24 protein-coding genes are annotated in these 24,477 nt (G+C 60.7%); 17 read left to right on the top strand and 7 right to left on the bottom strand.

What is annotated here, in order from left to right; translation table 11 throughout:
• The first annotated feature begins 62 nt into the window (after positions 1-62).
• From H096_RS16305 to H096_RS16265, 9 genes are all read left to right on the top strand, one after another.
• Entirely contained in the window at positions 63-974 is a 912-nt protein-coding gene (locus tag H096_RS16305) for a LysR family transcriptional regulator (RefSeq protein ID WP_003209548.1), read from the top strand.
• A 133-nt stretch (positions 975-1,107) separates the two neighbouring features.
• Positions 1,108-2,565: a gamma-aminobutyraldehyde dehydrogenase gene (locus tag H096_RS16300; protein WP_033899952.1), complete on the top strand. Its 1,458-nt coding sequence runs from the start codon at positions 1,108-1,110 to the stop codon at positions 2,563-2,565.
• A gap of 136 nt (positions 2,566-2,701) precedes the next feature.
• Positions 2,702-3,853 (top strand): putative ABC transporter substrate-binding protein YdcS, encoded by a 1,152-nt coding sequence (gene ydcS, locus H096_RS16295; protein WP_033899951.1) that lies wholly within the window; start codon positions 2,702-2,704, stop codon positions 3,851-3,853.
• A 175-nt stretch (positions 3,854-4,028) separates the two neighbouring features.
• A complete protein-coding gene (locus H096_RS16290; RefSeq protein ID WP_033899948.1) occupies positions 4,029-5,063 on the top strand; it encodes an ABC transporter ATP-binding protein in 1,035 nt (344 codons plus the stop codon).
• 1 nt (position 5,064) lies between these two features.
• Entirely contained in the window at positions 5,065-5,994 is a 930-nt protein-coding gene (locus tag H096_RS16285) for an ABC transporter permease (protein WP_016977918.1), read from the top strand.
• Positions 5,984-6,793, top strand: a complete 810-nt coding sequence (locus tag H096_RS16280) for an ABC transporter permease (RefSeq protein ID WP_012722540.1) — start codon at positions 5,984-5,986, stop codon at positions 6,791-6,793. The genes H096_RS16285 and H096_RS16280 overlap by 11 nt, the downstream gene beginning before the upstream one ends.
• Positions 6,794-6,814: 21 nt before the next feature.
• The gene (locus H096_RS16275) at positions 6,815-8,239 is read left to right on the top strand and encodes a gamma-aminobutyraldehyde dehydrogenase (protein WP_033900006.1); all 1,425 of its coding nucleotides are present in this window, start codon (positions 6,815-6,817) and stop codon (positions 8,237-8,239) included.
• A 63-nt stretch (positions 8,240-8,302) separates the two neighbouring features.
• The gene (locus H096_RS16270; RefSeq protein ID WP_033899946.1) at positions 8,303-10,165 is read left to right on the top strand and encodes an FAD/NAD(P)-binding protein; all 1,863 of its coding nucleotides are present in this window, start codon (positions 8,303-8,305) and stop codon (positions 10,163-10,165) included.
• 243 nt (positions 10,166-10,408) lie between these two features.
• Positions 10,409-12,034: a glucan biosynthesis protein D gene (locus tag H096_RS16265; RefSeq protein ID WP_033899943.1), complete on the top strand. Its 1,626-nt coding sequence runs from the start codon at positions 10,409-10,411 to the stop codon at positions 12,032-12,034.
• 44 nt (positions 12,035-12,078) lie between these two features.
• Here H096_RS16265 and H096_RS16260 read toward each other — a convergent pair whose 3' ends face one another.
• The 4 genes from H096_RS16260 to H096_RS16245 all read right to left on the bottom strand — a co-directional run bounded on the left by H096_RS16260 (position 12,079) and on the right by H096_RS16245 (position 16,244).
• Positions 12,079-12,264 (bottom strand): hypothetical protein, encoded by a 186-nt coding sequence (locus H096_RS16260; RefSeq protein WP_033899941.1) that lies wholly within the window; start codon positions 12,262-12,264, stop codon positions 12,079-12,081.
• Positions 12,265-12,458: 194 nt separating this feature from the next.
• A complete protein-coding gene (locus tag H096_RS16255; RefSeq protein WP_033899939.1) occupies positions 12,459-13,004 on the bottom strand; it encodes a GNAT family N-acetyltransferase in 546 nt (181 codons plus the stop codon).
• A gap of 104 nt (positions 13,005-13,108) precedes the next feature.
• On the bottom strand, positions 13,109-14,215 hold the full coding sequence (locus H096_RS16250) for an NADH:flavin oxidoreductase/NADH oxidase (RefSeq protein WP_033899937.1): 1,107 nt from the start codon (positions 14,213-14,215) through the stop codon (positions 13,109-13,111).
• A gap of 127 nt (positions 14,216-14,342) precedes the next feature.
• On the bottom strand, positions 14,343-16,244 hold the full coding sequence (locus tag H096_RS16245; protein ID WP_033899936.1) for a potassium transporter Kup: 1,902 nt from the start codon (positions 16,242-16,244) through the stop codon (positions 14,343-14,345).
• 381 nt (positions 16,245-16,625) lie between these two features.
• Here H096_RS16245 and H096_RS16240 point away from each other — a divergent pair, with 381 nt between their 5' ends.
• The 7 genes from H096_RS16240 to tsaA all read left to right on the top strand — a co-directional run bounded on the left by H096_RS16240 (position 16,626) and on the right by tsaA (position 21,363).
• Positions 16,626-16,916: a type II toxin-antitoxin system RelB/DinJ family antitoxin gene (locus H096_RS16240; RefSeq protein WP_033899935.1), complete on the top strand. Its 291-nt coding sequence runs from the start codon at positions 16,626-16,628 to the stop codon at positions 16,914-16,916.
• Positions 16,882-17,196 carry a type II toxin-antitoxin system YafQ family toxin gene (locus H096_RS16235; RefSeq protein ID WP_033899934.1) on the top strand — a complete coding sequence of 105 codons (315 nt, stop codon included), beginning with the start codon at positions 16,882-16,884 and terminating at the stop codon, positions 17,194-17,196. Before H096_RS16240 ends, H096_RS16235 begins: the two co-directional genes overlap by 35 nt.
• 181 nt (positions 17,197-17,377) lie before the next feature.
• Entirely contained in the window at positions 17,378-18,706 is a 1,329-nt protein-coding gene (rimO, locus tag H096_RS16230) for a 30S ribosomal protein S12 methylthiotransferase RimO (RefSeq protein ID WP_169855583.1), read from the top strand.
• Positions 18,707-18,810: 104 nt separating this feature from the next.
• Positions 18,811-19,284 (top strand): GNAT family N-acetyltransferase, encoded by a 474-nt coding sequence (locus H096_RS16225; protein ID WP_033899933.1) that lies wholly within the window; start codon positions 18,811-18,813, stop codon positions 19,282-19,284.
• A gap of 71 nt (positions 19,285-19,355) precedes the next feature.
• Positions 19,356-20,066: an rRNA pseudouridine synthase gene (locus H096_RS16220; RefSeq protein WP_033899932.1), complete on the top strand. Its 711-nt coding sequence runs from the start codon at positions 19,356-19,358 to the stop codon at positions 20,064-20,066.
• A gap of 70 nt (positions 20,067-20,136) precedes the next feature.
• A complete protein-coding gene (locus H096_RS16215) occupies positions 20,137-20,598 on the top strand; it encodes a DUF1456 family protein (protein ID WP_032893248.1) in 462 nt (153 codons plus the stop codon).
• 69 nt (positions 20,599-20,667) lie between these two features.
• Positions 20,668-21,363, top strand: a complete 696-nt coding sequence (gene tsaA, locus H096_RS16210; RefSeq protein WP_033899930.1) for a tRNA (N6-threonylcarbamoyladenosine(37)-N6)-methyltransferase TrmO — start codon at positions 20,668-20,670, stop codon at positions 21,361-21,363.
• Between the two features lie 77 nt (positions 21,364-21,440).
• On the opposite strand, the gene fpr is transcribed toward tsaA, so the two are convergent.
• Positions 21,441-22,220, bottom strand: a complete 780-nt coding sequence (gene fpr / locus H096_RS16205) for a ferredoxin-NADP reductase (RefSeq protein ID WP_003189055.1) — start codon at positions 22,218-22,220, stop codon at positions 21,441-21,443.
• 123 nt (positions 22,221-22,343) lie between these two features.
• Between fpr and H096_RS16200 the strand changes: the two genes are divergently transcribed.
• Positions 22,344-23,270 carry a LysR family transcriptional regulator gene (locus H096_RS16200; protein WP_003189054.1) on the top strand — a complete coding sequence of 309 codons (927 nt, stop codon included), beginning with the start codon at positions 22,344-22,346 and terminating at the stop codon, positions 23,268-23,270.
• Positions 23,271-23,273: 3 nt separating this feature from the next.
• Here the strand turns inward: H096_RS16200 and H096_RS16195 are convergent, their stop codons facing one another.
• Complete coding sequence (locus H096_RS16195; protein ID WP_003172176.1) at positions 23,274-23,636, bottom strand: diacylglycerol kinase; 363 nt, start codon at positions 23,634-23,636, stop codon at positions 23,274-23,276.
• 75 nt (positions 23,637-23,711) lie between these two features.
• Positions 23,712-24,362: a response regulator transcription factor ErdR gene (erdR, locus tag H096_RS16190; RefSeq protein ID WP_003189050.1), complete on the bottom strand. Its 651-nt coding sequence runs from the start codon at positions 24,360-24,362 to the stop codon at positions 23,712-23,714.
• Positions 24,363-24,477: the final 115 nt, after the last annotated feature.

Raw genomic sequence — 24,477 nt, 5'->3', positions numbered from 1 at the left:
CTTCGCTTAAATCGATATACACTCGAACAAATCTATAAAAACACCCCACTGGTAATTCCAGCATGATGACCTTGCGTCAAATCCGGCATTTTATCGCCGTGGCCGAGACCGGCTCGATCTCTGCCGCCGCGCAGACGGCGTTCATTTCCCAGTCCACCCTGACCCTGGCGATCCAGCAATTGGAGCAGGAAATCGGCGTCAACCTGTTCAACCGGCATGCCAAGGGCATGACCCTGACCCACCAGGGCCATCAATTCCTGCGCCAGGCGCACCTGATCCTTGCCACCGTCGACAACGCCAAACGCAGCCTGCAACAGAGCACTGATCAGGTAGCCGGGCAGCTGATCATCGGTGTGACCAGCCTGGTGGCCGGTTATTACCTCGCTGACCTGCTGACGCGATTCCAGCGCGCCTACCCCAATGTGGAAATCCGCGTGATGGAGGATGAGCGCCCGTACATCGAGCATTTGCTGGTCAGTGGCGAAATCGATGTGGGCGTGCTGATCCTCTCCAACCTCGAAGACCGACACGCCCTGCAGACCGAAGTCCTCACCCACTCCCCGCACCGCTTGTGGCTACCGGCACAGCATCCACTGCTGGAACACGACAGCATCAACCTGGCCGATGTGGCGCGTGAACCGCTGATCCAGCTGAATGTGGATGAAATGGGCCACAACGCCCAGCGCATGTGGACCGGCGCGGGCCTGCAACCGCGCGTGACGTTGCGCACCGCCTCCACCGAAGCCGTGCGCAGTCTGGTGGCCGCGGGCCTCGGCGTGTCGATCCAGCCGGACATGACCTACCGGCCTTGGTCTCTGGAAGGCGACATCATTGAAGCCCGGCCGATTGCCGACCTCAGCCAGACCCTCGACGTCGGCCTGGCCTGGCGCCGTGGCACCGCACGCCCAGCGCTGGTGGACCCGTTCCTGACGGTGGCCCGCGAACAGCCGCACCCGCGCAAGCCATCTATTTAATCGAATGCTGCATTCAGTATTTAGTATTTGTTGACCTCGCGCCTGACCTCTAGTCTCTGTTCATCCCATAAGAGAAGGTCAGGCGCCTTGTAAGAGAACGCCCATGGCCACACAAGAAAAGAGATCGCGAAAAATGTCCGGCGCGCCCACCCCGCTGCTCACTGCGTTGCTGATCGACGGCGAACTGGTCCAGGGCCAGGGGTTTGCCGAGCCGATCCTCAACCCGGCCACCGGTGAAGTGCTCACTCAGATCGCCGAAGCCAGCACAGAGCAGGTCGAAACCGCGATCCTCGCCGCCCACCGCGCCTTTGCCGGCTGGTCGCGCACCACGCCGCAGCAGCGTTCGAACATCCTGCTCGGCATCGCCGACGCCATCGAAAAACAAGCTGATTACCTGGCCCGCCTCGAATCCCTGAACTGCGGCAAGCCGTTGCACTTGGCCCGCCAGGATGACTTGAGTGCCACCGTCGATGTATTCCGCTTCTTCGCCGGAGCCGTGCGTTGCCAGACCGGGCAGTTGAGCGGTGAATACCTGCCCGGTTACACCAGCATGGTGCGTCGCGATCCGATTGGCGTAGTGGCCTCGATTGCGCCGTGGAACTACCCGTTGATGATGGCCGCGTGGAAGATCGCCCCGGCCCTGGCTGCCGGTAATACCCTGGTGTTCAAACCGTCGGAACACACGCCGCTGTCGATCCTGGCCCTGGCGCCCGTGCTTAAAGAGCTGCTGCCACGTGGTGTGATCAACATTCTGTGTGGCGGCGGCGAAGGCGTAGGCAGTCACTTGGTCAGTCACCCCAAGGTGCGCATGGTCTCGCTGACCGGCGATATCGTCACCGGGCAGAAAATCCTGCAAGCCGCCTCCAAAACCCTCAAGCGCACACACCTGGAACTGGGAGGCAAGGCGCCGGTGATCGTGTGCAACGACGCCGACCTGCAAGCCGTGGTCGAGGGCGTGCGCGCCTATGGCTATTACAACGCCGGCCAGGACTGCACCGCCGCGTGCCGCATCTACGCCCAGGCCGGGATCCACGACAAACTGGTGGCTGAGCTGGGCGCGGCGGTCAGCAGCCTGCGTTTTGCCGGCAAGCGCGATGCCGACAATGAGCTCGGCCCGCTGATCAGCACGCGTCAGCGCGACCGCGTCGCCAGTTTTGTCGAACGTGCCCTCGGCCAGCCGCATATCGAACGCATCACCGGCGCCGCCGTGCATTCCGGCGCGGGCTTCTATTACCAGCCGACCTTGCTCGCCGGGTGTAAACAGAACGATGAAATCGTGCAGCGCGAAGTGTTCGGCCCGGTGGTCACCGTGACCCGCTTCGATGAGCTGGAACAGGCGGTGGACTGGGCCAACGACTCCGAATACGGCCTGGCCTCCTCGGTGTGGACCCAGAACCTGGACAAGGCCATGCAGGTGGCGGCGCGCCTGCAATACGGCTGCACCTGGATCAACAGCCATTTCATGCTGGTCAGCGAAATGCCCCACGGAGGCTTGAAGCGCTCGGGGTATGGGAAGGATCTTTCGAGTGATTCACTGCAGGACTATAGCGTTGTCAGGCACATCATGGCCCGGCACGGGAATGAGCTTTAGCTGCAAGCTACAAGTAAACGCAGATGCGCTTTTTCTTGCAGCTTGCGGCTTGAAGCCAGGAGCTACGCTAAAACAACAAACAACACCTACAACTGCTTTTACTGCCCCGACCATAATTAAAGAAGAGGGAACCCCCATGTCTGCGCACAAGACCGCACTGCTCAGTGCCCTGACCACTGCACTGCTGGCCAGCGCCAGCCTCCAGGCCGCCGAACCGCTCAAAGCGGTGGGCGCCGGTGAAGGCCAGTTGGATATCGTCGCCTGGCCCGGCTATATCGAACGTGGCGAAAGCGACAAGGCCTACGACTGGGTCAGCGGTTTCGAGAAGGAAACCGGCTGCAAGGTCAACGTGAAAACCGCTGCCACCTCTGACGAAATGGTCAGTTTGATGGCCAAAGGCGGGTATGACCTGGTCACCGCGTCGGGCGATGCGTCGTTGCGGCTGATCGTCGGCAAACGTGTGCAGCCGATCAACACCTCGCTGATCCCCAACTGGAAGAACATCGACCCGCGCCTGAAAGATGCGCCGTGGTACGTAGTCGGCCAGCAAACCTATGGCACCCCTTACCAGTGGGGCCCGAACGTGTTGATGTACAACACCAACGTGTTCAAGACCGCGCCCACCAGCTGGAATGTGCTGTTCGAAGCGCAGAACCTGCCGGACGGCAAGCCGTACAAAGGTCGCGTGCAGGCGTATGACGGCCCGATCTACATCGCGGACGCGGCGCTGTACCTCAAGTCGACCCAGCCGGAACTGGGCATCCAGAACCCCTATGAACTGACTGAAACCCAGTACAAGGCCGTGCTCGAATTGCTGCGCGCGCAACAACCGCTGATCCACCGCTACTGGCACGACACCACCGTGCAAATGAGTGACTTCAAGAATGAAGGCGTGGTGGCCTCCAGCGCCTGGCCGTATCAGGTCAACGGCCTGCAGAACGAGAAACAGCCGATTGCCTCGACCATTCCAAAGGAAGGCGCCACCGGCTGGGCCGACACCACCATGCTGCACACCGAGGCCAAGCACCCGAACTGCGCCTACAAGTGGATGGATTGGTCGCTGCAGCCGAAGGTCCAGGGCGACGTTGCCGCCTGGTTCGGTTCGTTGCCGGCAGTGCCTGCGGCGTGTAAGGAAAGCGAGTTGCTCGGCGCCGAAGGCTGCAAGACCAACGGTTTCGACCAGTTCGACAAGATCGCCTTCTGGAAAACCCCGCAGGCTGAGGGCGGCAAGTTCGTGCCTTACAGCCGCTGGACCCAGGATTACATCGCGATCATGGGCGGCCGCTAAAGGTCTCTGCAGAGACCGCTTCTTGTGGTGAGCAGGCTTGCCCTGCGCGGGGCAAGCCCGCTCACCACAAAAGCCCGATTTTGACCGTTTCAGCGCAGCACCCATGCATCCTCGTTTTTTCAGAAGTCCAGGCCGGGCCGCTGCGACGACCCGCGCCTTTTCGGAGCACCGCACCATGACGCTTGCAGTCCAATTCACCCACGTTTCCCGTCAGTTCGGCGAAGTGAAAGCCGTTGACCGGGTTTCCATCGACATCCAGGACGGCGAGTTCTTTTCCATGCTCGGCCCTTCCGGCTCGGGCAAGACCACCTGCCTGCGCCTGATAGCCGGGTTTGAGCAGCCGAGCGCAGGCTCGATCCGTATCCATGGCGAGGAAGCCGCCGGCTTGCCGCCCTATCAGCGCGATGTGAACACCGTGTTCCAGGATTACGCGCTGTTCCCCCATATGAATGTGCGCGACAACGTGGCCTACGGCCTCAAGGTCAAGGGCGTGGGCAAGGCGGAACGCCTGAACCGTGCCGAAGAGGCGCTGGCCATGGTCGCCCTCGGCGGCTACGGCGACCGCAAGCCGGTGCAACTCTCCGGCGGCCAGCGCCAGCGTGTGGCCCTGGCCCGCGCCCTGGTCAATCGTCCACGGGTGCTGCTACTGGACGAACCCCTGGGTGCCCTCGACCTCAAGCTGCGCGAGCAGATGCAAAGCGAGCTGAAAAAGCTGCAACGCCAGTTGGGCATCACTTTTATCTTCGTGACCCACGACCAGACCGAAGCGCTGTCGATGTCCGACCGCGTGGCCGTGTTCAACAAAGGCCGCATCGAGCAAGTCGACACCCCGCGCAACCTCTATATGAAACCGGCCACGTCGTTCGTCGCTGAGTTTGTCGGCACCTCCAACGTGATTCGTGGCGAGCTGGCCCAGCGTCTAAGCGGCAACCCACAGCCCTTCTCAATCCGCCCGGAACATGTGCGCTTTGCCGAAGGCCCGCTGGGCGCTGGCGAAGTGGAAATCAGCGGCTTGCTCCACGACATCCAGTACCAAGGCAGCGCCACCCGCTATGAACTGAAGCTGGAAAACGGCCAGGCCCTGAACATCAGCCGCGCCAACAATCAGTGGCTGGACACAAGCGCCGGCCACCAGGTCGGCCAAACCCTCACCGCGCGCTGGGCCCGTGAAGCCATGGTGCCGCTGACCGATATCGCAGGCGAGGTGTGACATGAGCCTGGCCCTTTCCCAACCGCCGATGCGCAGGTTTTCCAACCTGCTGTACCGCAAGCCCAACCTCTACCTGGCGATGCTGCTGGTGCCGCCGCTGATCTGGTTCGGCGCGATCTACCTCGGCTCGTTGCTGACCCTGCTGTGGCAAGGTTTCTATACGTTTGATGACTTCACCATGGCGGTCACCCCGGACCTGACCCTGGCTAACTTCGCCGCGCTGTTCCAGCCGTCGAACTTCGACATCATCGTGCGCACCCTGAGCATGGCCATTGTGGTGTCGATCGCCAGCGCCGTCGTCGCCTTTCCGATTGCCTACTACATGGCGCGCTACACCACGGGCAAGACCAAGGCGTTCTTCTACATCGCGGTGATGATGCCGATGTGGGCCAGTTACATCGTCAAGGCCTACGCCTGGACCTTGCTGCTGGCCAAGGGCGGCGTGGCGCAGTGGTTTGTGCAGCACCTGGGGTTGGAGCCGGTATTGCAGTTCGTGCTGGGCATTCCGGGCGTGGGCGGCAGCACCTTGAGCACCTCGCACCTGGGGCGCTTCATGGTGTTTGTCTACATCTGGCTGCCGTTCATGATTCTGCCGATCCAGGCGTCCCTGGAACGTTTGCCGCCCTCATTGCTGCAAGCGTCGGCGGATTTGGGCGCCAAGCCGCGCCAGACGTTCATGCAGGTGATCCTGCCGCTGTCGATTCCGGGGATTGCCGCCGGCTCCATCTTCACCTTCTCGCTGACCCTGGGCGACTTCATCGTGCCGCAGCTGGTGGGCCCGCCGGGTTACTTCGTGGGCGGCATGGTCTACGCGCAGCAAGGCGCCATCGGCAACATGCCCATGGCGGCGGCGTTCACCCTGGTGCCCATCGTGCTGATCGCGGTTTACCTGTCCATCGTCAAACGCCTGGGGGCCTTCGATGCACTCTGAAAAATCTTCCATGGGTCTGAAGATCGCAGCTTGGGGTGGACTGGTTTTTCTCCACTTCCCGATCCTGATCATCTTCCTCTACGCCTTCAACACAGAAGAAGCGGCGTTCAGCTTCCCGCCACAGGGCTTCACGTTGAAGTGGTTCAGCGTGGCCTTCGCCCGGCCGGATGTGCTGGAAGCGATCAAGCTGTCGTTGCAGATTGCGGCCATCGCTACCCTGATCGCCATGGTGCTCGGCACCCTGGCCTCGGCGGCGCTGTATCGCCGTGAGTTCTTTGGCAAGCAAGGCGTGTCATTGATGCTGATCCTGCCGATTGCGCTGCCGGGGATCATCACCGGTATCGCGTTGCTGGCGACTTTCAAGACGCTCGGGATCGAGCCGGGGATGTTCACCATCATCGTCGGCCACGCGACCTTTTGCGTGGTGATCGTCTACAACAACGTCATCGCCCGCCTGCGCCGTACCTCCCACAGTTTGATCGAAGCCTCGATGGACCTGGGCGCCGACGGCTGGCAGACCTTCCGCTACATCATCATGCCCAACCTGGGCTCGGCGCTGCTGGCCGGCGGCATGCTCGCCTTTGCGCTGTCGTTCGACGAAATCATCGTCACCACCTTCACCGCCGGCCACGAACGCACCTTGCCGTTGTGGCTGCTCAACCAACTGAGCCGCCCACGGGATGTGCCGGTGACCAACGTGGTCGCGATGCTGGTGATGCTGGTGACGATGTTCCCGATTCTCGGTGCCTATTACCTGACGCGCGGCGGTGAAAGCGTGGCCGGTAGTGGCGGTAAATAATTGTTTGAAGAGGACATGGCGATGCAAACCAAATTGCTGATCAATGGCCAACTGGTCGAGGGCGAAGGCCCGGCCCAGGCGGTATTCAACCCGGCGCTCGGCCGCGTGCTGGTGGAAATCAACGAAGCCAGCGAAGCCCAGGTCGACGCCGCCGTGCGCGCAGCCGATGCGGCTTTCGAAAGCTGGTCGCAAACCGCGCCCAAGGACCGTTCGCTGCTGCTGCTGAAACTGGCGGACGTGATCGAGGCCCACGGCGAAGAGCTGGCCAAGCTGGAATCAGACAACTGCGGCAAGCCCTACAGCGCCGCCCTGAACGATGAAATTCCAGCGATTGCCGACGTATTCCGCTTCTTTGCCGGCGCCAGCCGTTGCATGAGCGGCTCGGCCGGCGGCGAATACCTGCCCGGCCACACCTCGATGATCCGCCGCGATCCGGTGGGGGTGATTGCTTCCATCGCGCCGTGGAACTACCCGCTGATGATGGTCGCCTGGAAAATCGCCCCGGCCCTCGCCGCCGGTAATACCGTGGTGCTCAAGCCGTCGGAGCAAACCCCGTTGACCGCGCTACGCATGGTCGAATTGGCCGCTGAAATCTTCCCGGCCGGTGTACTCAACCTGGTGTTCGGCCGTGGGCCAACCGTCGGCAGCCCGCTGGTGAACCACCCGAAAGTGCGCATGGTGTCGTTGACCGGTTCCATCGCCACCGGCGCAAACATCATCTCCAGCACCGCCGACAGCGTGAAGCGCATGCACATGGAGTTGGGTGGCAAGGCGCCAGTGATCATCTTCAACGACGCGGACATCGACGCCGCCGTGGACGGTATTCGTACCTTTGGTTTCTACAACGCCGGTCAGGATTGCACGGCGGCCTGCCGGATTTATGCGCAGGCGGATATCTACGATGCGTTTGTCGAGAAGCTCGGTGCGGCGGTCGCCAGTATCAAGTACGGCTTGCAGGATGACCCGGCCACCGAGCTGGGCCCATTGATTACCGCGCAGCATCGCGACCGTGTCGCCGGGTTTGTCGAACGCGCCGTGGCGCAGTCGCACATTCGCCTGGTCACCGGTGGCAAGGCCGTGGAAGGCAATGGTTTCTTCTTTGAACCGACGGTATTGGCCGACGCACAGCAGGACGACGAAATCGTGCGCCGTGAGGTGTTTGGGCCGGTGGTGTCGGTGACCAAGTTCACTGATGAAGCACAGGTACTGGGCTGGGCCAATGATTCGGACTACGGCCTGGCGTCATCCGTGTGGACCGCCGATGTAGGACGCGCCCACCGCTTGGCCGCACGCCTGCAGTACGGCTGCACCTGGGTGAACACCCACTTCATGCTCGTCAGCGAAATGCCCCACGGCGGCCAGAAACTGTCCGGGTATGGCAAGGACATGTCCATGTACGGGCTGGAGGACTACACCACCGTGCGCCATGTGATGTTCAAGCACTGACGAATTAACCCGGCATCCTCCCTGGATGCCGGGAACCTATAACAATAATTTTCAGGATCCCCCATGGATATCACCCGCCGCGACTTCCTCAACGGCGTCGCTGTCACCATTGCCGCCGGCATGACCCCGCTGCAAATCCTGCAAGCCGCTCCCGATGGCCGTTACTACCCACCCGCCCTCACCGGCCTGCGCGGCAGCCATGCCGGCTCGTTCGAAGTGGCGCACCAGATGGGCTGGGAAAAGAAGGTGTTCAACACCGACGCACTGCCGATCACCGAGGACTATGACCTGGTGGTCGTGGGCGGCGGCTTGAGTGGTTTGTCAGCGGCGTGGTTCTACCGCGAGAAGCACCCCAAGGCGAAGATCCTGATCCTGGAAAACCACGACGACTTCGGCGGTCACGCCAAGCGCAACGAATTCCAGGCCGGTGGCCGCATGATCATCGGCTACGGCGGCAGCGAGGCGTTCCAGTCGCCCAACCACCTGTACAGCCAGGAAGTGAACGGGTTGTTGAAAAAGCTCGGGGTGAATATCAAGCGCTTCGAAACCGCCTTCGACCGCCAGTTCTACCCAGGCCTTGGGCTGTCGCGCGGGGTGTTTTTCGACAAGGAAAACTTCGGCGAAGACAAACTGGTGACCGGCGACCCGACGCCAATGGTGGCCGACGATATTGCACCCGACCAGTTGAATGCCCGAGCCATCAGCGACTTCATCAATGACTTCCCCTTGCCAGCGGCCGACCGCCAGGCCCTGATCGAACTGCACACCGCGCCCAAGGATTACCTGCCGGGCAAGACGGCCGAAGAAAAGGCCGACACCCTGGCAACCACCAGCTACCGCGATTTCCTGCTCAAGAACGTAGGATTATCCGAAGGCGCAGTGAAGTACTTCCAGAGTCGCACCAATGACTTCATGGCGTTGAGCATCGATGCCGTCGCTGCTGCTGACGCTTATAGCGTGGGTTTCCCAGGCTTTGCCGGGATGAACCTGGCGCAGATCAGCGAAGAAGCGGCAGCGGAAATGGAAGAGCCCTACATCTACCACTTCCCAGATGGCAATGCGTCGGTGGCGCGGTTGCTGGTGCGCAGCCTGATTCCGGGCGTGGCGCCAGGGCACACCATGGACGATATCGTGCTGGCGGCGTTTGACTACGCCAAGCTCGACCAGCCCAAGGCGGCCGTGCGCTTGCGCTTGAACAGCACGGCAGTCAGCGTGCGTAACGTCGGCAGCAGCGTGCATATCGGCTACAGCCGTGGCGGACAACTCGCACAGGTGCGCGGCAAACGCTGCATCCTGGCCTGCTACAACATGATGATTCCGTATCTGCTGAAAGACCTGCCGGCAACCCAAGCCCAAGCCCTGAGCCAGAACGTGAAGTACCCGCTGGTGTACACCAAGGTGGTGATCCGCAATTGGCAGTCGTTCCAGAAGTTGGGCGTGCATGAAATCTACGCGGCGACCCAGCCCTACAGCCGCATCAAGCTGGATTACCCGGTGAGCATGGGCGGCTACGACCACCCGCGCGACCCGACGCAGCCGATCGGCTTGCACATGGTCTACGTACCCACCAGCCCCAACAGCGGCATGAACGCCCGCGACCAGGCCCGCGCCGGACGCGGCAAGCTGTATGGGCAAACGTTCGAGCAATTGGAAGCGCAGTTGCGTGACCAGTTGCAACGCATGCTCGGGCCAGGTGGGTTCAACCATGAGACCGACATTTTGGCGATCACTGTCAACCGCTGGTCACACGGTTATGCGAGCTTCTCCAACAGCTTGTTCGACGATGCGGACCAGAGCGAAGCGTGGATGAACCTGGCGAAAAAGCCGCTGGGGCATGTGAGCATCGCCAACTCGGACGCGGCGTGGAGTGCGTATGCCCATGCGGCGATTGATGAAGCTTACCGGGCTGTGGGCGAAGTGAGCTGAGGACTTGTAGTGAGCGGGCTTGCCCCGCTCACTACAGGGCTGCCTGACAATTGGAAATGTCTTGTCGCACTTGCAACGCCATCACCCAGCCATCAATCAATTTTCCTACGTCATCGAACCGCTTAAGCTATCCGGCGTCTGTTTAATGTCCGTTGCGTTTGGTCGAAGGCATGTCCGAACCGTAATTTCTGATCCGCTACGTGCCAGGAACGGCGCGGGATTTGCTCACGACAGGTTGTCTCTATGCACCGCAGGAATTTGCTCAAAGCGTCCATGGCCATTGCGGCTTACACCGGTTTGTCGGCCAGCGGCCTACTTGCCGCCCAGGCCTGGGCCGGGAACCGTGCCGCCGATGGAAAGGCCGTGGCGTTCGATTTCGACTCGCTCAAGGCCCAGGCCAAACAACTGGCCGGGACCGCTTACAAGGACACCAAACAGGTGCTGCCGCCGACGCTGGCGACCATGACCCCGCAGAATTTCAACGCCATCGGCTACGACGGCAACCATTCACTGTGGAAAGAGTTGAACGGCCAATTGGACGTGCAGTTCTTCCACGTCGGCATGGGCTTCAAGACGCCAGTGCGCATGCACAGCGTCGACCCCAAGACCCGCGAAGCGCGTGAAGTACATTTCCGCCCGTCGCTGTTCAACTATGAAAAGACCACGGTCGACACCAAGCAACTGACCGGGGACCTGGGTTTTTCCGGCTTCAAGCTGTTCAAGGCGCCGGAACTGGACCGCCATGACGTGCTGTCGTTTCTCGGCGCCAGCTACTTCCGTGCGGTGGACAACACCGGGCAGTACGGTCTTTCGGCCCGCGGCCTGGCCATCGACACCTACGCGAAAAAACGCGAGGAGTTCCCCGACTTCACGCAGTTCTGGTTTGAAACCCCGGACAAGAACGCCACCCGCTTTGTGGTCTACGCCCTGCTCGACTCCCCGAGCGCCACGGGTGCCTACCGTTTCGATATCGACTGCCAGGCCAACCAGGTGGTGATGGCAATCGACGCACACATCAATGCACGTACCACCATCGAACAACTGGGCATCGCACCGATGACCAGCATGTTCAGCTGCGGCACCCACGAACGGCGCATGTGCGACACCATCCACCCGCAGATCCACGATTCGGACCGCCTGGCCATGTGGCGCGGCAACGGCGAGTGGATCTGCCGCCCGCTGAACAACCCAGCCAAGCTGCAATTCAACGCCTTTGCCGACAAAGACCCGAAAGGCTTCGGCCTGGTGCAGACCGACCATGAGTTCGCCAGTTACCAGGATACGGTGGACTGGTACAGCAAGCGCCCAAGCCTGTGGGTCGAACCGACCACTGCGTGGGGTGAAGGCTCCATCGACCTGCTGGAAATTCCTACCACCGGCGAGACACTGGATAACATCGTGGCCTTCTGGACCCCGAAAAAACCCGTGGCAGCCGGCGACTCGCTCAACTATGGCTACAAGCTGTACTGGAGCGCCCTGCCACCGGTGAGTACGCCGCTGGCACAAGTCGACGCGACCCGTTCAGGCATGGGTGGCTTTACCGAGGGTTGGGCACCGGGCGAGCACTACCCACCCGTGTGGGCGCGCCGTTTTGCCGTGGACTTCAAGGGCGGCGGCCTGGATCGCCTGCCACCGGGCACCGGGATCGAGCCGGTGGTGACCTGCTCCCATGGCGAAGTAAAAGACTTCAGCGTGCTGGTGCTGGATAACATCAAGGGCTACCGCATCCTGTTTGACTGGTACCCGACCAGCGACAGCGTGGAGCCGGTGGAACTGCGCCTGTTCATTCGCACCCAGGACCGCACCTTGAGTGAAACCTGGTTGTACCAGTACTTTCCGCCGGCTCCGGACCAGCGTAAGTACACCTGATTGACCGCGTTCCCACGCGTGCGTGGGAACGTTCCTCCTGCGGCTCAGAACCGCGACACACTCTTCATCGCCCCAATCAAATAGCGCATCGCCACCTGATCGTTTTCGGTCAGGGCGCGATATTGCGCCAGCAGTTCAGCTTCATCCGAACTCAGCCTTCGGCCACGCAAAGACACCCTGCGGGCCAGAAATAACGCCACCACACCCGCTACACCATAGGAACTGGCCATGGACTGCTTCTCCTGATATCCATCAAATACTCCCGTTGCCCATAACTGCCTCCCATGAAGCGCAATGCCTCAGTGAGCAAACCAACTGACTTCCTGGGCCAGAAATCAGACTTACCCTAAGCGTAGAAACCTTCTTGCCGAGCGTGGGACTTTTTTAGAGTAATCACTTAAATATTTGCTTCGGTAACAAAGACCTACAGCACTTTCTCACCTAACGGTCGGTAGAGATGAATGTCATGGGGCTCCTGTGCAAACAGGCCTGGATCAGGTTGATGCAGTAACAGGCAGCCTTGGCGTAGGTAAAAGTCCACGGTATTGCGCGATTCCGTGGCCGAGATATACAACGCCTCCGCGCCGGTTTGACGGCCGTGCTCACAGGCCAGCGCGAACAGACGCCCTCCCAGCCCCAAGCCGCGCGCCGCGTGGCTGACGTGCAGGAACTTCAGTTGGCGCATGCGCAGCTGCTGGTTATGGAGGGTGCGATTGTCCACCACCGCCGCCGCGACCAAGGCGGGACCGTCGAATACACCCAGCAACCACCCGCCGCGTTTCAGGCAGGCATGCAGCGCCACGGCGTCCTGTTCAGCTTCACCTTCGGGCCAACCGCGCATGTCGTGGCAAGCGGCGTACAACACCAACTGACCACCGTCCACGCGATAGCATTGGTGGATCAGCTCCGTGCGGTCGATGGTTGCCAGCAACGGGATGTCACTTTCAGTTAACGCGCGTTCCACCAGCATGATGGCCTCCTGCTTTTAGGCGACCAAGGATCAGGCTTGTATTAACAACGAGCAAGAAAAAACCCACCGGGTCAGGGTGGGCTTGGTGGGCACATCAGGCAGGTTCAGTCACGCAGGTCCGATTCATGAATCGGCTGATCCCGGTGCGTAGCGCGCTGGTACTGCGCCGGCCAGATAGCCTTGCGTCCGCCCAGGTCATCGTCGGCATGCAGCGGCCAGTACGGATCACGCAACAGTTCTCGGGCCAGGAAGATGATATCGGCCTGGCAGGTACGCAGGATGTGCTCGGCCTGGGCCGGCTCGGTGATCATGCCAACGGTGCCGGTGGCCATGCCCGACTCTTTGCGCACGCGCTCGGCGAAACGGGTCTGGTAACCGGGGCCGGTGGGGATCTCGGCGTTGGCGGCGGTGCCACCGGAGGAGACGTCGATCAGGTCCACCCCCAGGTCCTTCAGGCGACGCGCCAGCTCTACGGTTTCATCGGGGTTCCAGCCGTCTTCCACCCAATCGGTGGCCGACACCCGCACAAACAACGGCAGCTCCTGGGGCCAGACTTCACGCACGGCCTGGGTCACTTGCAGCACCAGGCGGATGCGGTTTTCGAACGAGCCGCCGTACTGGTCCTGACGCTGGTTGCTGATAGGAGAGAGAAATTGATGCAACAGGTAACCATGGGCCGCGTGGATTTCCACCACTTCGAAGCCTGCGGTCAACGCGCGCTTGGCGGCGGCGACAAAATCGGCGATCACTTGCTGGATCTGGCCCTCGTCCAATGGCTTGGGCTGGGTGTGCTGGGGGTCGAAGGCAATCGGTGATGGCCCTACCGGCGTCCAGCCGCCATCCTCCGGTTTGACGCTGCCGTGCTTGCCGATCCAAGGCCGATGAGTGCTGGCCTTGCGCCCGGCATGGGCCAGCTGAATGCCGGCCACCGCGCCTTGGGCCGCAATGAAACGTGTGATGCGTTGCAGCGGTTCGATTTGTGCGTCATTCCACAAGCCCAGGTCCTGGGCGGTGATGCGGCCATCGGCAGTCACGGCGGTGGCTTCAGTGAAAATCAACCCGGCGCCGCCGACGGCACGGCTGCCGAGGTGTACCAGGTGCCAGTCATTAGCCAGGCCATCGACGCTTGAGTATTGGCACATGGGCGACACGGCGATGCGGTTGAGCAGGGTCAATTGACGGAGGGTATAAGGTTCGAGCAGCTGACTCATGGCGCACCTCTTCTGGGTTCTGTGGGCACTATTCAAACAGTGCTTAGAGCCTAGTCGACAACGCTGGATTGCACAGGGTTCAGAACGAAAAGCGGGAGCCGATTGCTGGCCCCCGTGTTGCAACAGCTTACATTTCGACCTGGGTGCCCAGCTCGATCACCCGGTTTACCGGGAGTTTGAAGAAGCGCAGGTTGCCGTTGGCGTTCTTCAACATAAAGGCGAACAAGGCTTCGCGCCAACGGGCCATACCCTTGATCCGCGAGGCGATGACCGTTTCGCGGCTGAGGAAGTAGGTGGTGCGCATCGGGCTGAAGTCCAGATCATCCAGGTGACACAACTTCAACGCCTCTGGCACGTCCGGCTCATCGGTGAAACCGAAGTGCAGGATCACGCGGAAGAAACCTTCGCCGTAGGCATCCACCTCGAACCGCCGTGCGGCCGGTACGCGGGGGATGTCCTCGTAGACCACCGTCAGCAGCACCACTTGCTCATGCAGCACCTGGTTATGCAGCAGGTTGTGCAGCAGCGCGTGAGGCACGGCGTCCGGGCGCGCGGTGAGGAACACGGCGGTGCCCTGCACGCGATGAGGCGGCTGCACGCGGATGCTGCTGATGAAGATCGGCAGCGGCAGGCCACCTTCGTCGAGACGCTCCACCAGCAACTGCTTGCCGCGCTTCCAGGTAGTCATCAACACGAACAGCACGATGCCCGCCAGCACCGGGAAGGCGCCGCCTTGGATGATCTTCGGCACGTTGGCCGCGAAATACAGACCGTCCACCAACAGGCAGCAGACCAGGACCGGCACGGCCAGGATTGGCGGCCATTTCCACAGCAGCAGCATCACTGCCGACACCAGAATAGTGGTCATCAGCATGGTGCCGGTCACTGCCACGCCGTAGGCCGACGCCAAGGCGTTGGACGATTCGAAGCCCAGTACCAGCAGGATCACACCCACCATCAGCGACCAGTTCACCGCGCCGATGTAGATCTGGCCCTGCTCGGCGCTCGACGTGTGCTGAATGTGCATGCGCGGGATGTAACCCAACTGGATCGCCTGGCGTGTCAACGAGAACGCGCCGGAGATCACCGCCTGGGAAGCGATCACCGTAGCCAGGGTGGACAGCACCACCAGCGGGATCAGCGCCCAGCTCGGCGCCAGCAGGTAAAACGGGTTGCGCGCGGCTTCCGGGTCACCCAGCAGCATGGCGCCCTGGCCGAAATAATTGAGTACCAGCGCCGGCAGCACCAGCATGAACCAGGCGCGAGCGATGGGTTTACGGCCGAAGTGGCCCATGTCGGCATACAGCGCTTCGGCGCCGGTCAGTGCCAGCACCACCGCGCCCAGGATGGCCACGCCAATGCCAGGATGCGCCTCGAAGAAGCGCACCGCCCACATCGGGTTCATCGCACTGAGTACTTCAGGGTGCAGGGTGATGCCATACACACCGAGGCCGCCCAGCACCAGGAACCAGGTCACCATCACTGGCCCGAAGAGCTTGCCGATGTGGTCAGTGCCATGTTTCTGGATCAGGAACAGCGCCACCAGCACCACCAAGGCGATGGGCACGACCCATTTTTCCAGGCCGTCGAAAGCCAGTTCCAGGCCTTCAACCGCAGACAACACGGAAATCGCCGGGGTGATCATGCTGTCGCCGTAGAACAGCGCCGCGCCGCACAGGCCACACACCACCAGGAAACTGCGCAACTTCTTGCGCTCCCCCGCCGCCCGTCGTGCCAGTGCCGTGAGCGCCATGATGCCGCCCTCGCCCTGGTTATCGGCGCGCAGCACGAACAGCATGTACTTGATCGACACCACCCAGATCAGCGACCAGAAGATCAGCGCCAGGATCCCCAGCACGCCGTCATGATTGACCTGAACCCCATAACCGCCGTTGAACACCTCTTTAAGGGTGTAGAGCGGGCTGGTCCCGATATCGCCGTAAACCACCCCGACCGCTGCCACCAGCATGCCAATCGGCTTGGCGTTTGACTGCTCGGCACCTGCTGCCTGATTACTCGCGTGACCCATCAACCACTCCTGCCCTTTGACCTGCGGTCTTTTATTAACAACGCGTCTAAGCTGACCCTAGCATGCGCTGTTTTACTTCTCGTAACAGACGTTTTGTTGACCTTAGGACTTTACCTACGCGCAACGGCGCGAAGCATAGCGCAGCACTCGTCGTATTTCGCTGTTCAACTGCATCGCCCTAAGAGATGAGGGGCAGTTGAAAGCTATTTGCCTGTATTGAAGTTGCTTGCTGCCAGCGCTAATTTGCCCCACCCGCGATTTCCGACGCATGGATTGCCCAACAACGCGTTCCGAACAAAAAGTGTTTGAACAAACGCGATGGGACGACCCATACTTGGACTGTAGCCCCAACGTAGCTACATTTTGAGAGGAGGTCCTGATATGTCCACATTACTGAAAACCACTGACGTGCGTTGCCGCATCGACGAGGATTTGAAGGAGCGTGCCACCGCTGTGCTCAATGCTTGTGGGCTGAGCCTCAGTGACGCCATGCGCCTTTTCCTGCGTCAGGTCGTAACAACGCAGGGATTACCCTTTGAGGTGCGCGTCCCTTCGGAGAAGACCGCTCGTGCGATGACACAAGCGCGTTCCATTCGTCGCCAGTTTGACTCGATCGACGAGATGCTAAGGGACGCTGATGGCGAAGCCGGAGAAGAAGCAAAAGCGCGCTGACCTGCCAAAGCAATGTGCGCAGACGCCTGAGTTTAAAAAGTCCTGGGAGCGCTACAAGCGCGCTGGGCGCCGAGATATGAATGAGGTCCGGGTAGTGATGGTGATGCTTTTCTTAGGCGAGCAACTACCCGCGGAGTATCGCGACCACGCGCTTACCGGGAATTGGGACGGTTTCAGGGAGTGCCATATCGGTGGTGATTTCCTGATGATTTACGAGAACTCGCGGGTTGACCTGATTACCTTCGTGGATTTGGGGAGCCATGCAGAATTGTTCTCGTAGTCATTGACCCAACCCATAGCGCAGCACTCGTCGCATTTCCCTGCATAAAGCTGGTCAAGTGCGTTGCCCGTCGCTAGAATTGCGCACTTTTTGATCAGAGGCGCACCAAGCGCCCGTCCGCAGCCTTGTCGTGCCCGACTGGCGGCGTCATTCAATACCGAGGTTAGACATGTCCACCACCATCGCAAAAGCCAACCCCAAGGTTGGCTTTGTTTCCCTGGGTTGCCCGAAGGCGCTTGTCGACTCCGAGCGCATCCTTACGCAACTGCGTATGGAAGGCTACGACGTTGTGTCCACTTACCAGGACGCTGACGTGGTGGTGGTCAACACCTGCGGCTTCATCGATTCGGCCAAGGCGGAATCCCTGGAAGTGATCGGCGAAGCGATCAAGGAAAACGGCAAGGTCATCGTGACCGGCTGCATGGGCGTGGAAGAAGGCAATATCCGCAACGTGCACCCGAGCGTGCTGGCGGTGACCGGTCCGCAGCAGTACGAACAGGTGGTCAACGCCGTGCACGAAGTGGTGCCACCACGCCAGGACCACAACCCGCTGATCGACCTGGTGCCGCCGCAAGGCATCAAGCTGACCCCGCGCCACTACGCATACCTGAAGATTTCCGAAGGCTGCAACCATAGCTGCAGCTTCTGCATCATCCCGTCGATGCGCGGCAAGTTGGTCAGCCGTCCGGTCGGTGACGTGCTCGACGAGGCCCAGCGCCTGGTCAAGTCCGGCGTCAAAGAGCTGCTGGTGATCTCCCAGGACACCAGCGCCTACGGCGTCGATGTGAAATACCGCACCGGCTTCTGGAACGGCGCGCCGGTGAAAACCCGCATGACCGAACTGTGCGAAGCCCTCAGCAGCCTGGGCGTGTGGGTGCGTCTGCACTACGTCTACCCGTACCCGCACGTGGACGAGCTGATCCCGCTGATGGCCGCCGGCAAGATCCTGCCGTACCTGGACATCCCGTTCCAGCACGCCAGCCCCAAAGTGCTCAAGGCCATGAAGCGCCCGGCGTTCGAAGACAAGACCCTGGCACGTATCAAGAACTGGCGCGAGATCTGCCCCGAGCTGATCATCCGCTCGACCTTCATCGTCGGCTTCCCCGGCGAAACCGAAGAAGACTTTCAGTACCTGCTGGACTGGCTGACCGAAGCCCAACTGGACCGCGTCGGCTGCTTCCAGTACTCGCCGGTGGAAGGCGCCCCAGCCAACCTGCTGGACCTGGCCGTAGTGCCGGACGACGTCAAGCAGGACCGTTGGGAGCGTTTCATGGCGCACCAGCAGGCCATCAGCTCGGCGCGCCTGCAACTGCGCATCGGCAAGGAAATCGAAGTGCTGATCGACGAAGTCGACGAGCAAGGTGCAGTCGGCCGTTGCTTCTTCGATGCGCCGGAAATCGACGGTAACGTGTTTATCGACGATGCCAGCGGGTTGAAGCCGGGCGACAAGGTCTGGTGCACCGTGACCGATGCCGACGAATACGACTTGTGGGCTGAAAAGCGCGACTAAGCCGTAAATAAACTGAAAAAGCCCCGCCTCTGGACAAGATGCGGGGCTTTTTTAGGTCTATCGTTTTGCCCATCGACGCCAATCATCGGCAAGGGGCAGCGGGCATGCGTCAGCATTCGGTTATCCACACACCTAAAACCAGCGACTACACGCAATTGGCACAAATCTGGGAAGACTCGGTCCGTGCGACCCATGATTTTCTACCGGACAGTTACATCGTGTTGCTGAAGAACCTGGTGCTGACGCGTTACTTGGACGCTGTGATGTTGATCTGCACCAAAGACCCGCGTCAGCGTATCACCGGGTTTGCCGGCGTGGCGTCGGGCAAGGTGGAGATGCTGTTCATCGCCCCCAAGCACCGGGGCGAAGGCCTGGGTCGGCAACTGCTGCGCTATGCGATCGAGCACCTGAACGCCGATCAGCTGGACGTCAACGAACAAAACCCCCAGGCCTTGGGTTTTTACTTCAAACAGGGTTTCGAAGTGATCGGACGCACGGAGCATGACGGCTTGGGGCAGCCCTATCCGTTGTTGCATATGCGTTTGCGCCAGGTGCAGCATCAAGCCAGTCAAGGCTAAATGAAATGGGGCCGGGATTAACCGCGCCCACACAGGTACAATAGCCGCCCCCTTTTGCTACGGCCCTTGTCATGACTGACCCCATACGCCTCTCCAAACGCCTTATCGAACTGGTCGGTTGCTCCCGTCGGGAGGCTGAGCTGTTCATCGAAGGCGGCTGGGTCTCGGTGGACGGTGAAGTGATCGACGAACCGCAGTTCAAGGTCACCACCCAGAAGGTTGAACTCGACCCGGACGCCAAGGCCACCGCGCCCGAGCCCGTGACCATCCTGCTGCACGCCCCAGCTGGGGTAGATGCCGAAACGGCCATGGCGTCGATCAGCGCCGATACCCTCTCGGAAGAACACCGCTTCGGCAAGCGCCCGCTCAAGGGCCACTTCCTGCGCCTCACCGCCAGCGCCGACCTGCAAGCCAAGGCCAGCGGCCTGCTGGTGTTTACCCAGGACTGGAAGATCCTGCGCAAATTGACCGCCGATGCCGCCAAGATCGAGCAGGAGTACGTGGTGGAAGTGGAAGGCGACATGGTTGCCCACGGCCTCAATCGCCTGAACCACGGCCTGACCTACAAAGGCAAAGAGCTGCCGGCGGTCAAAGCCAGCTGGCAGAACGAAAACCGCCTGCGTTTTGCGCTGAAAAACCCGCAGCCAGGCGTGATCGCGCTGTTCTGTGAAGCGGTTGGCCTCAAAGTCGTCGCCATTCGTCGTATCCGCATCGGCGGCGTTTCCATCGGCAAGGTGCCGGTTGGCCAATGGCGTTACCTGTCCGGCAAAGAGAAGTTCTAAGCCGCTACCCTTTTCCCCGACACGGCCTCTTTTGCGCGGTGTCCTCAGTTGAATACCAGGATTGCCCACCATGATTCACAATGACGTACTGCGCAGCGTGCGCTACATGCTCGACATCAGCGACAACAAGATGGTCGAGATCATCAAGCTCGGCGGCATGGACGTGACCAAGGACGACCTGCTGACCTACCTCAAGAAAGACGAGGAAGAAGGCTTCGTGTTCTGCCCGGATGAAGTCATGGCGCACTTCCTCGACGGCTTGGTGATCTTCAAGCGCGGCAAGGACGAAAGCCGTCCGCCGCAGCCGATCGAGACCCCGGTGACCAACAACATCATCCTCAAGAAGCTGCGCGTGGCCTTCGAGCTGAAAGAAGACGACATGCACGCCATCCTCAAGGCCGCCGAGTTCCCGGTGTCCAAGCCTGAGCTGAGCGCACTGTTCCGCAAGTTCGGCCACACCAACTACCGCACCTGCGGCGATCAGTTGCTGCGCAACTTCCTCAAGGGCCTGACGCTGCGCGTCAGAGCTTAAAGCTGCCACAAGCTTCAAGCCGCAAGTGAAAAGCTTGAGGCTTGCAGCTTGCAACTTGAGGCTCCAAAAATGACCTACCACGTCTCGCCCGTCGGCTTCGTGCGCTCCTGTTTCAAGGAGAAGTTCGCCATCCCGCGCCAACCGCAACTGGCGCCTGCCGCCCGTGGTGTGCTGGAACTGGTGGCGCCGTTCGACGGCGGCGAGGCCGTACAGGGCTTGGAGCAGGTCAGCCATGTGTGGCTGTTGTTCCTGTTCCATCAGGCGCTGGAAGACAAGCCACGCTTGAAAGTGCGCCCACCCCGCCTGGGCGGCAACACCTCCATGGGGGTGTTTGCTACCCGTGCAACTCATCGCCCGAATGGCATTGGCCAATCTGTGGTGAAGCTGGACAAAGTGGAGCCGGGACGGCTGTGGATCTCCGGGATTGATCTGCTCGATGGCACACCGGTGCTGGATATCAAGCCGTATGTGCCGTATGCCGACATGGTCGACACGGCGACCAACGACATCGCGAACGCCGCGCCGCAGCTGATTCCGGTGCAGTGGCTGAAGACCGCCCTGCAACAGGCACAAGGCCATGCGCAGCGCCTGGGCGAGCCGTTGGTGGAACTGATCGATCAGTGCCTGGCACAGGACCCACGGCCGGCGTATCAGACGCCGGGGCCGGAGCGGGAATACGGGGCTCAGTTCTGGGATGTGGATGTGCGCTGGCACTATCCCGAGGCGGGGGTGATTTGTGTGCTGGAAGTACTTCCCGCCCACTGAAGAAACCGGAAACAAAATGTGGGAGCGGGCAAGCCCGATCCCACATTTTTTAGATCAGTGTTGTTACTGACCCAGCATTACTTCTCGACGAACGCACGCTCGATCAAGTAATCACCCGGCTCACGCATCCGTGGCGAAACTTTCAGGCCGAAGCTGTTCAACACTTCGCTGGTTTCGTCCAGCATGCTTGGGCTGCCGCACAGCATGGCGCGGTCGTCCTCAGGGTTGATCGGTGGCAGGCCGATGTCGCTGAACAGCTTGCCGCTGCGCATCAGGTCGGTCAAGCGGCCTTCGTTTTCGAACGGCTCGCGGGTCACGGTCGGGTAGTAGATCAACTTGTCACGCAGGGCCTCGCCGAAGAATTCGTTCTGCGGCAGGTGCTCGGTGATGAATTCGCGGTAGGCGACTTCGTTGACGTAACGCACGCCGTGGCACAGGATCACTTTTTCAAAGCGCTCGTATGTTTCCGGGTCCTGGATCACGCTCATGAACGGCGCCAGGCCAGTACCGGTGCTGAGCAGGTACAGGTGTTTGCCCGGCTTCAAATCGTCAAGCACCAGGGTGCCCGTCGGTTTTTTGCTGATGATGATCTCGTCGCCTTCCTTCAAGTGCTGCAATTGGGAAGTCAGCGGGCCATCCGGCACCTTGATGCTGAAAAACTCCAGATGCTCTTCCCAGTTCGGGCTGGCAATGGAGTAAGCGCGCATGAGCGGGCGGCCGTTGGGCTGTTGCAGGCCGATCATCACGAACTGACCGTTCTCGAAGCGCAGGCCCGGATCGCGGGTGCACTTGAAGCTGAACAGAGTGTCGTTCCAGTGATGAACACTGAGGACACGCTCGTGGTTCATGTTGCTCATGTACGGGGGACTCCTGGAAATGGGTCTGCGCCAAATGTAGTTGCGCAATTGCACAGCATTCTAATGGCGGCGACAATATCTGTTAACTGGATTATTAAGATAAGGGTTATCGGTTATATCGATATGCGATTTACTCTCCGTCAACTGCAAGTCTTCGTCGCCGTCGCCCAGCAGGAAAGCGTCTCACGCGCTGCTGGCCTTCTGGCCTTATCTCAATCCGCCGCCAGCACCTCGATCACCGAGCTGGAGCGCCAATCCAGCTGCCAATTATTCGACCGCGCGGGCAAGCGCCTGAGCCTCAACGCCCTCGGTCATCAGCTATTGCCCCAGGCAGTGGCGCTGCTGGACCAGGCCAAGGAGATCGAAGACCTGCTTAACGGCAAGTCCGGCTTCGGTTCCCTGGCGGTCGGCGCCACCCTCACCATCGGCAATTACTTGGCCACGTTGCTGATCGGCAGCTTCATGCAGCAACACCCCGAGAGCCAGGTGAAACTGCATGTGCAGAACACTGCCCATATCGTGCATCAGGTGGCGCACTACGAAATTGACCTGGGTCTAATCGAAGGTGACTGCAGCCACCCGGATATCGAGGTGCAAACCTGGGTGGAGGATGAACTGGTGGTGTTTTGCGCACCGCAACATCATTTAGCCAAGCGCGGGGTGGCAACCATGGACGAGTTGACCCATGAGGCGTGGATCCTGCGGGAACAAGGCTCAGGCACACGCCTGACCTTTGACCAAGCTATGCGCCATCACCGCAGTGCGCTGAATATTCGCCTGGAGTTGGAGCACACCGAAGCAATCAAGCGCGCGGTGGAGTCGGGGCTGGGGATTGGCTGTATTTCGCGGCTGGCCCTGCGCGACGCATTCCGGCGTGGCAGCCTGGTGCCGGTGGAAACCCCAGACCTGGACCTGGCCCGGCAGTTCTACTTCATCTGGCATAAGCAGAAGTACCAGACCTCGGCGATGCGCGAGTTCCTGGAACTGTGCCGCGCCTTCACCGCCGGGGTTCAGCGCAGCGACGAGATCGTGCTGCCGAGCATTGCCTGAGGGTTAGATCAGGATCACGGCCCAGACCAGAGTGATCATGGTCAGCGCAACGAATTGCGCGGCGCTGCCCATGTCCTTGGCGTTTTTCGACAGCGGGTGGCGGTCAAGGGAGATGCGGTCGATTGCCGCTTCGACTGCCGAGTTGAGCAACTCGACGATCAACGCCAGCAGGCACACGGCGATGAGCAACGCACGCTCGACCCGGCTCACATTCAGGAAAAAGCTCAATGGGATCAGGATCACGTTGAGCAACACCAACTGACGGAATGCCGCCTCGCCGGTGAAAGCCGCACGCAAGCCATCCAGGGAATACCCCCCCGCATTGAAGATACGTTTGATACCGGTTTGACCCTTGAAAGGCGACATAGACGTAGGCAACTGAACCAAAGAAGTGGGGAAACTAGATCACGCCAAGTCAAAAAAGCGTGAATCGATGACAGCTTAATGCTGCGAAATTGACTCAAGTTGTTGCAAGAGCAGCGCCGCCTGGGTGCGTGTACGCACGCCGAGCTTGCGGAAGATCGCCGTAACGTGGGCCTTGATGGTGGCTTCCGATACGCTCAACTCGTAGGCAATCTGCTTGTTCAACAAGCCTTCGCAGACCATGGTCAGCACCCGAAACTGCTGTGGTGTCAGGCTGGCAAGGCCATCACGGGCAGCCTTGGCTTCGTCGGACACGTTGATTTCTTCGAACGCTTGCGGCGGCCAGGACACATCGCCATCCAGCACCGTGCGCACAGCTTTCTGGATATCTTCCATCGCGCTGGACTTGGGAATGAAACCGCTGGCGCCAAACTCCTTGGAGCGCACCACCACGTCGGCTTCTTCCTGGGCCGAGACCATCACCACGGGGATCTGCGGGTATTGGCCGCGCAACAGCACCAACCCGGAGAAACCATAGGCGCCGGGCATGTTCAGGTCGAGCAGCACCAGGTCCCAGTCGGATTTCTCGGTAAGGCGGGCTTCCAGCTCGGCAATGCTGGCCACTTCAACCAGGCGGACGTCCGGGCCAAGGCCCAAGGTCACGGCCTGGTGCAACGCACTGCGAAACAGCGGGTGGTCATCGGCTATCAGGATTTCGTATGTGGCCATTGATTAAATGATCCTGTTTTTTAGGGGTGCCCTGATCGGCGCCCAGCATGCCCAGCGTAGCCTGGAGGGTCAAGCGCTACGCCCGTGGGCATTTTAGCGGGTTGCGGGGTTGGGG

Origin of the sequence: Pseudomonas sp. FH1, assembly GCF_000510895.2 — a bacterium.
GTDB lineage: Bacteria > Pseudomonadota > Gammaproteobacteria > Pseudomonadales > Pseudomonadaceae > Aquipseudomonas > Aquipseudomonas azotoformans_A.
Note: the sequence above shows the minus strand (reverse complement) of the source record. Positions and strands in the feature narration are given on the sequence as shown.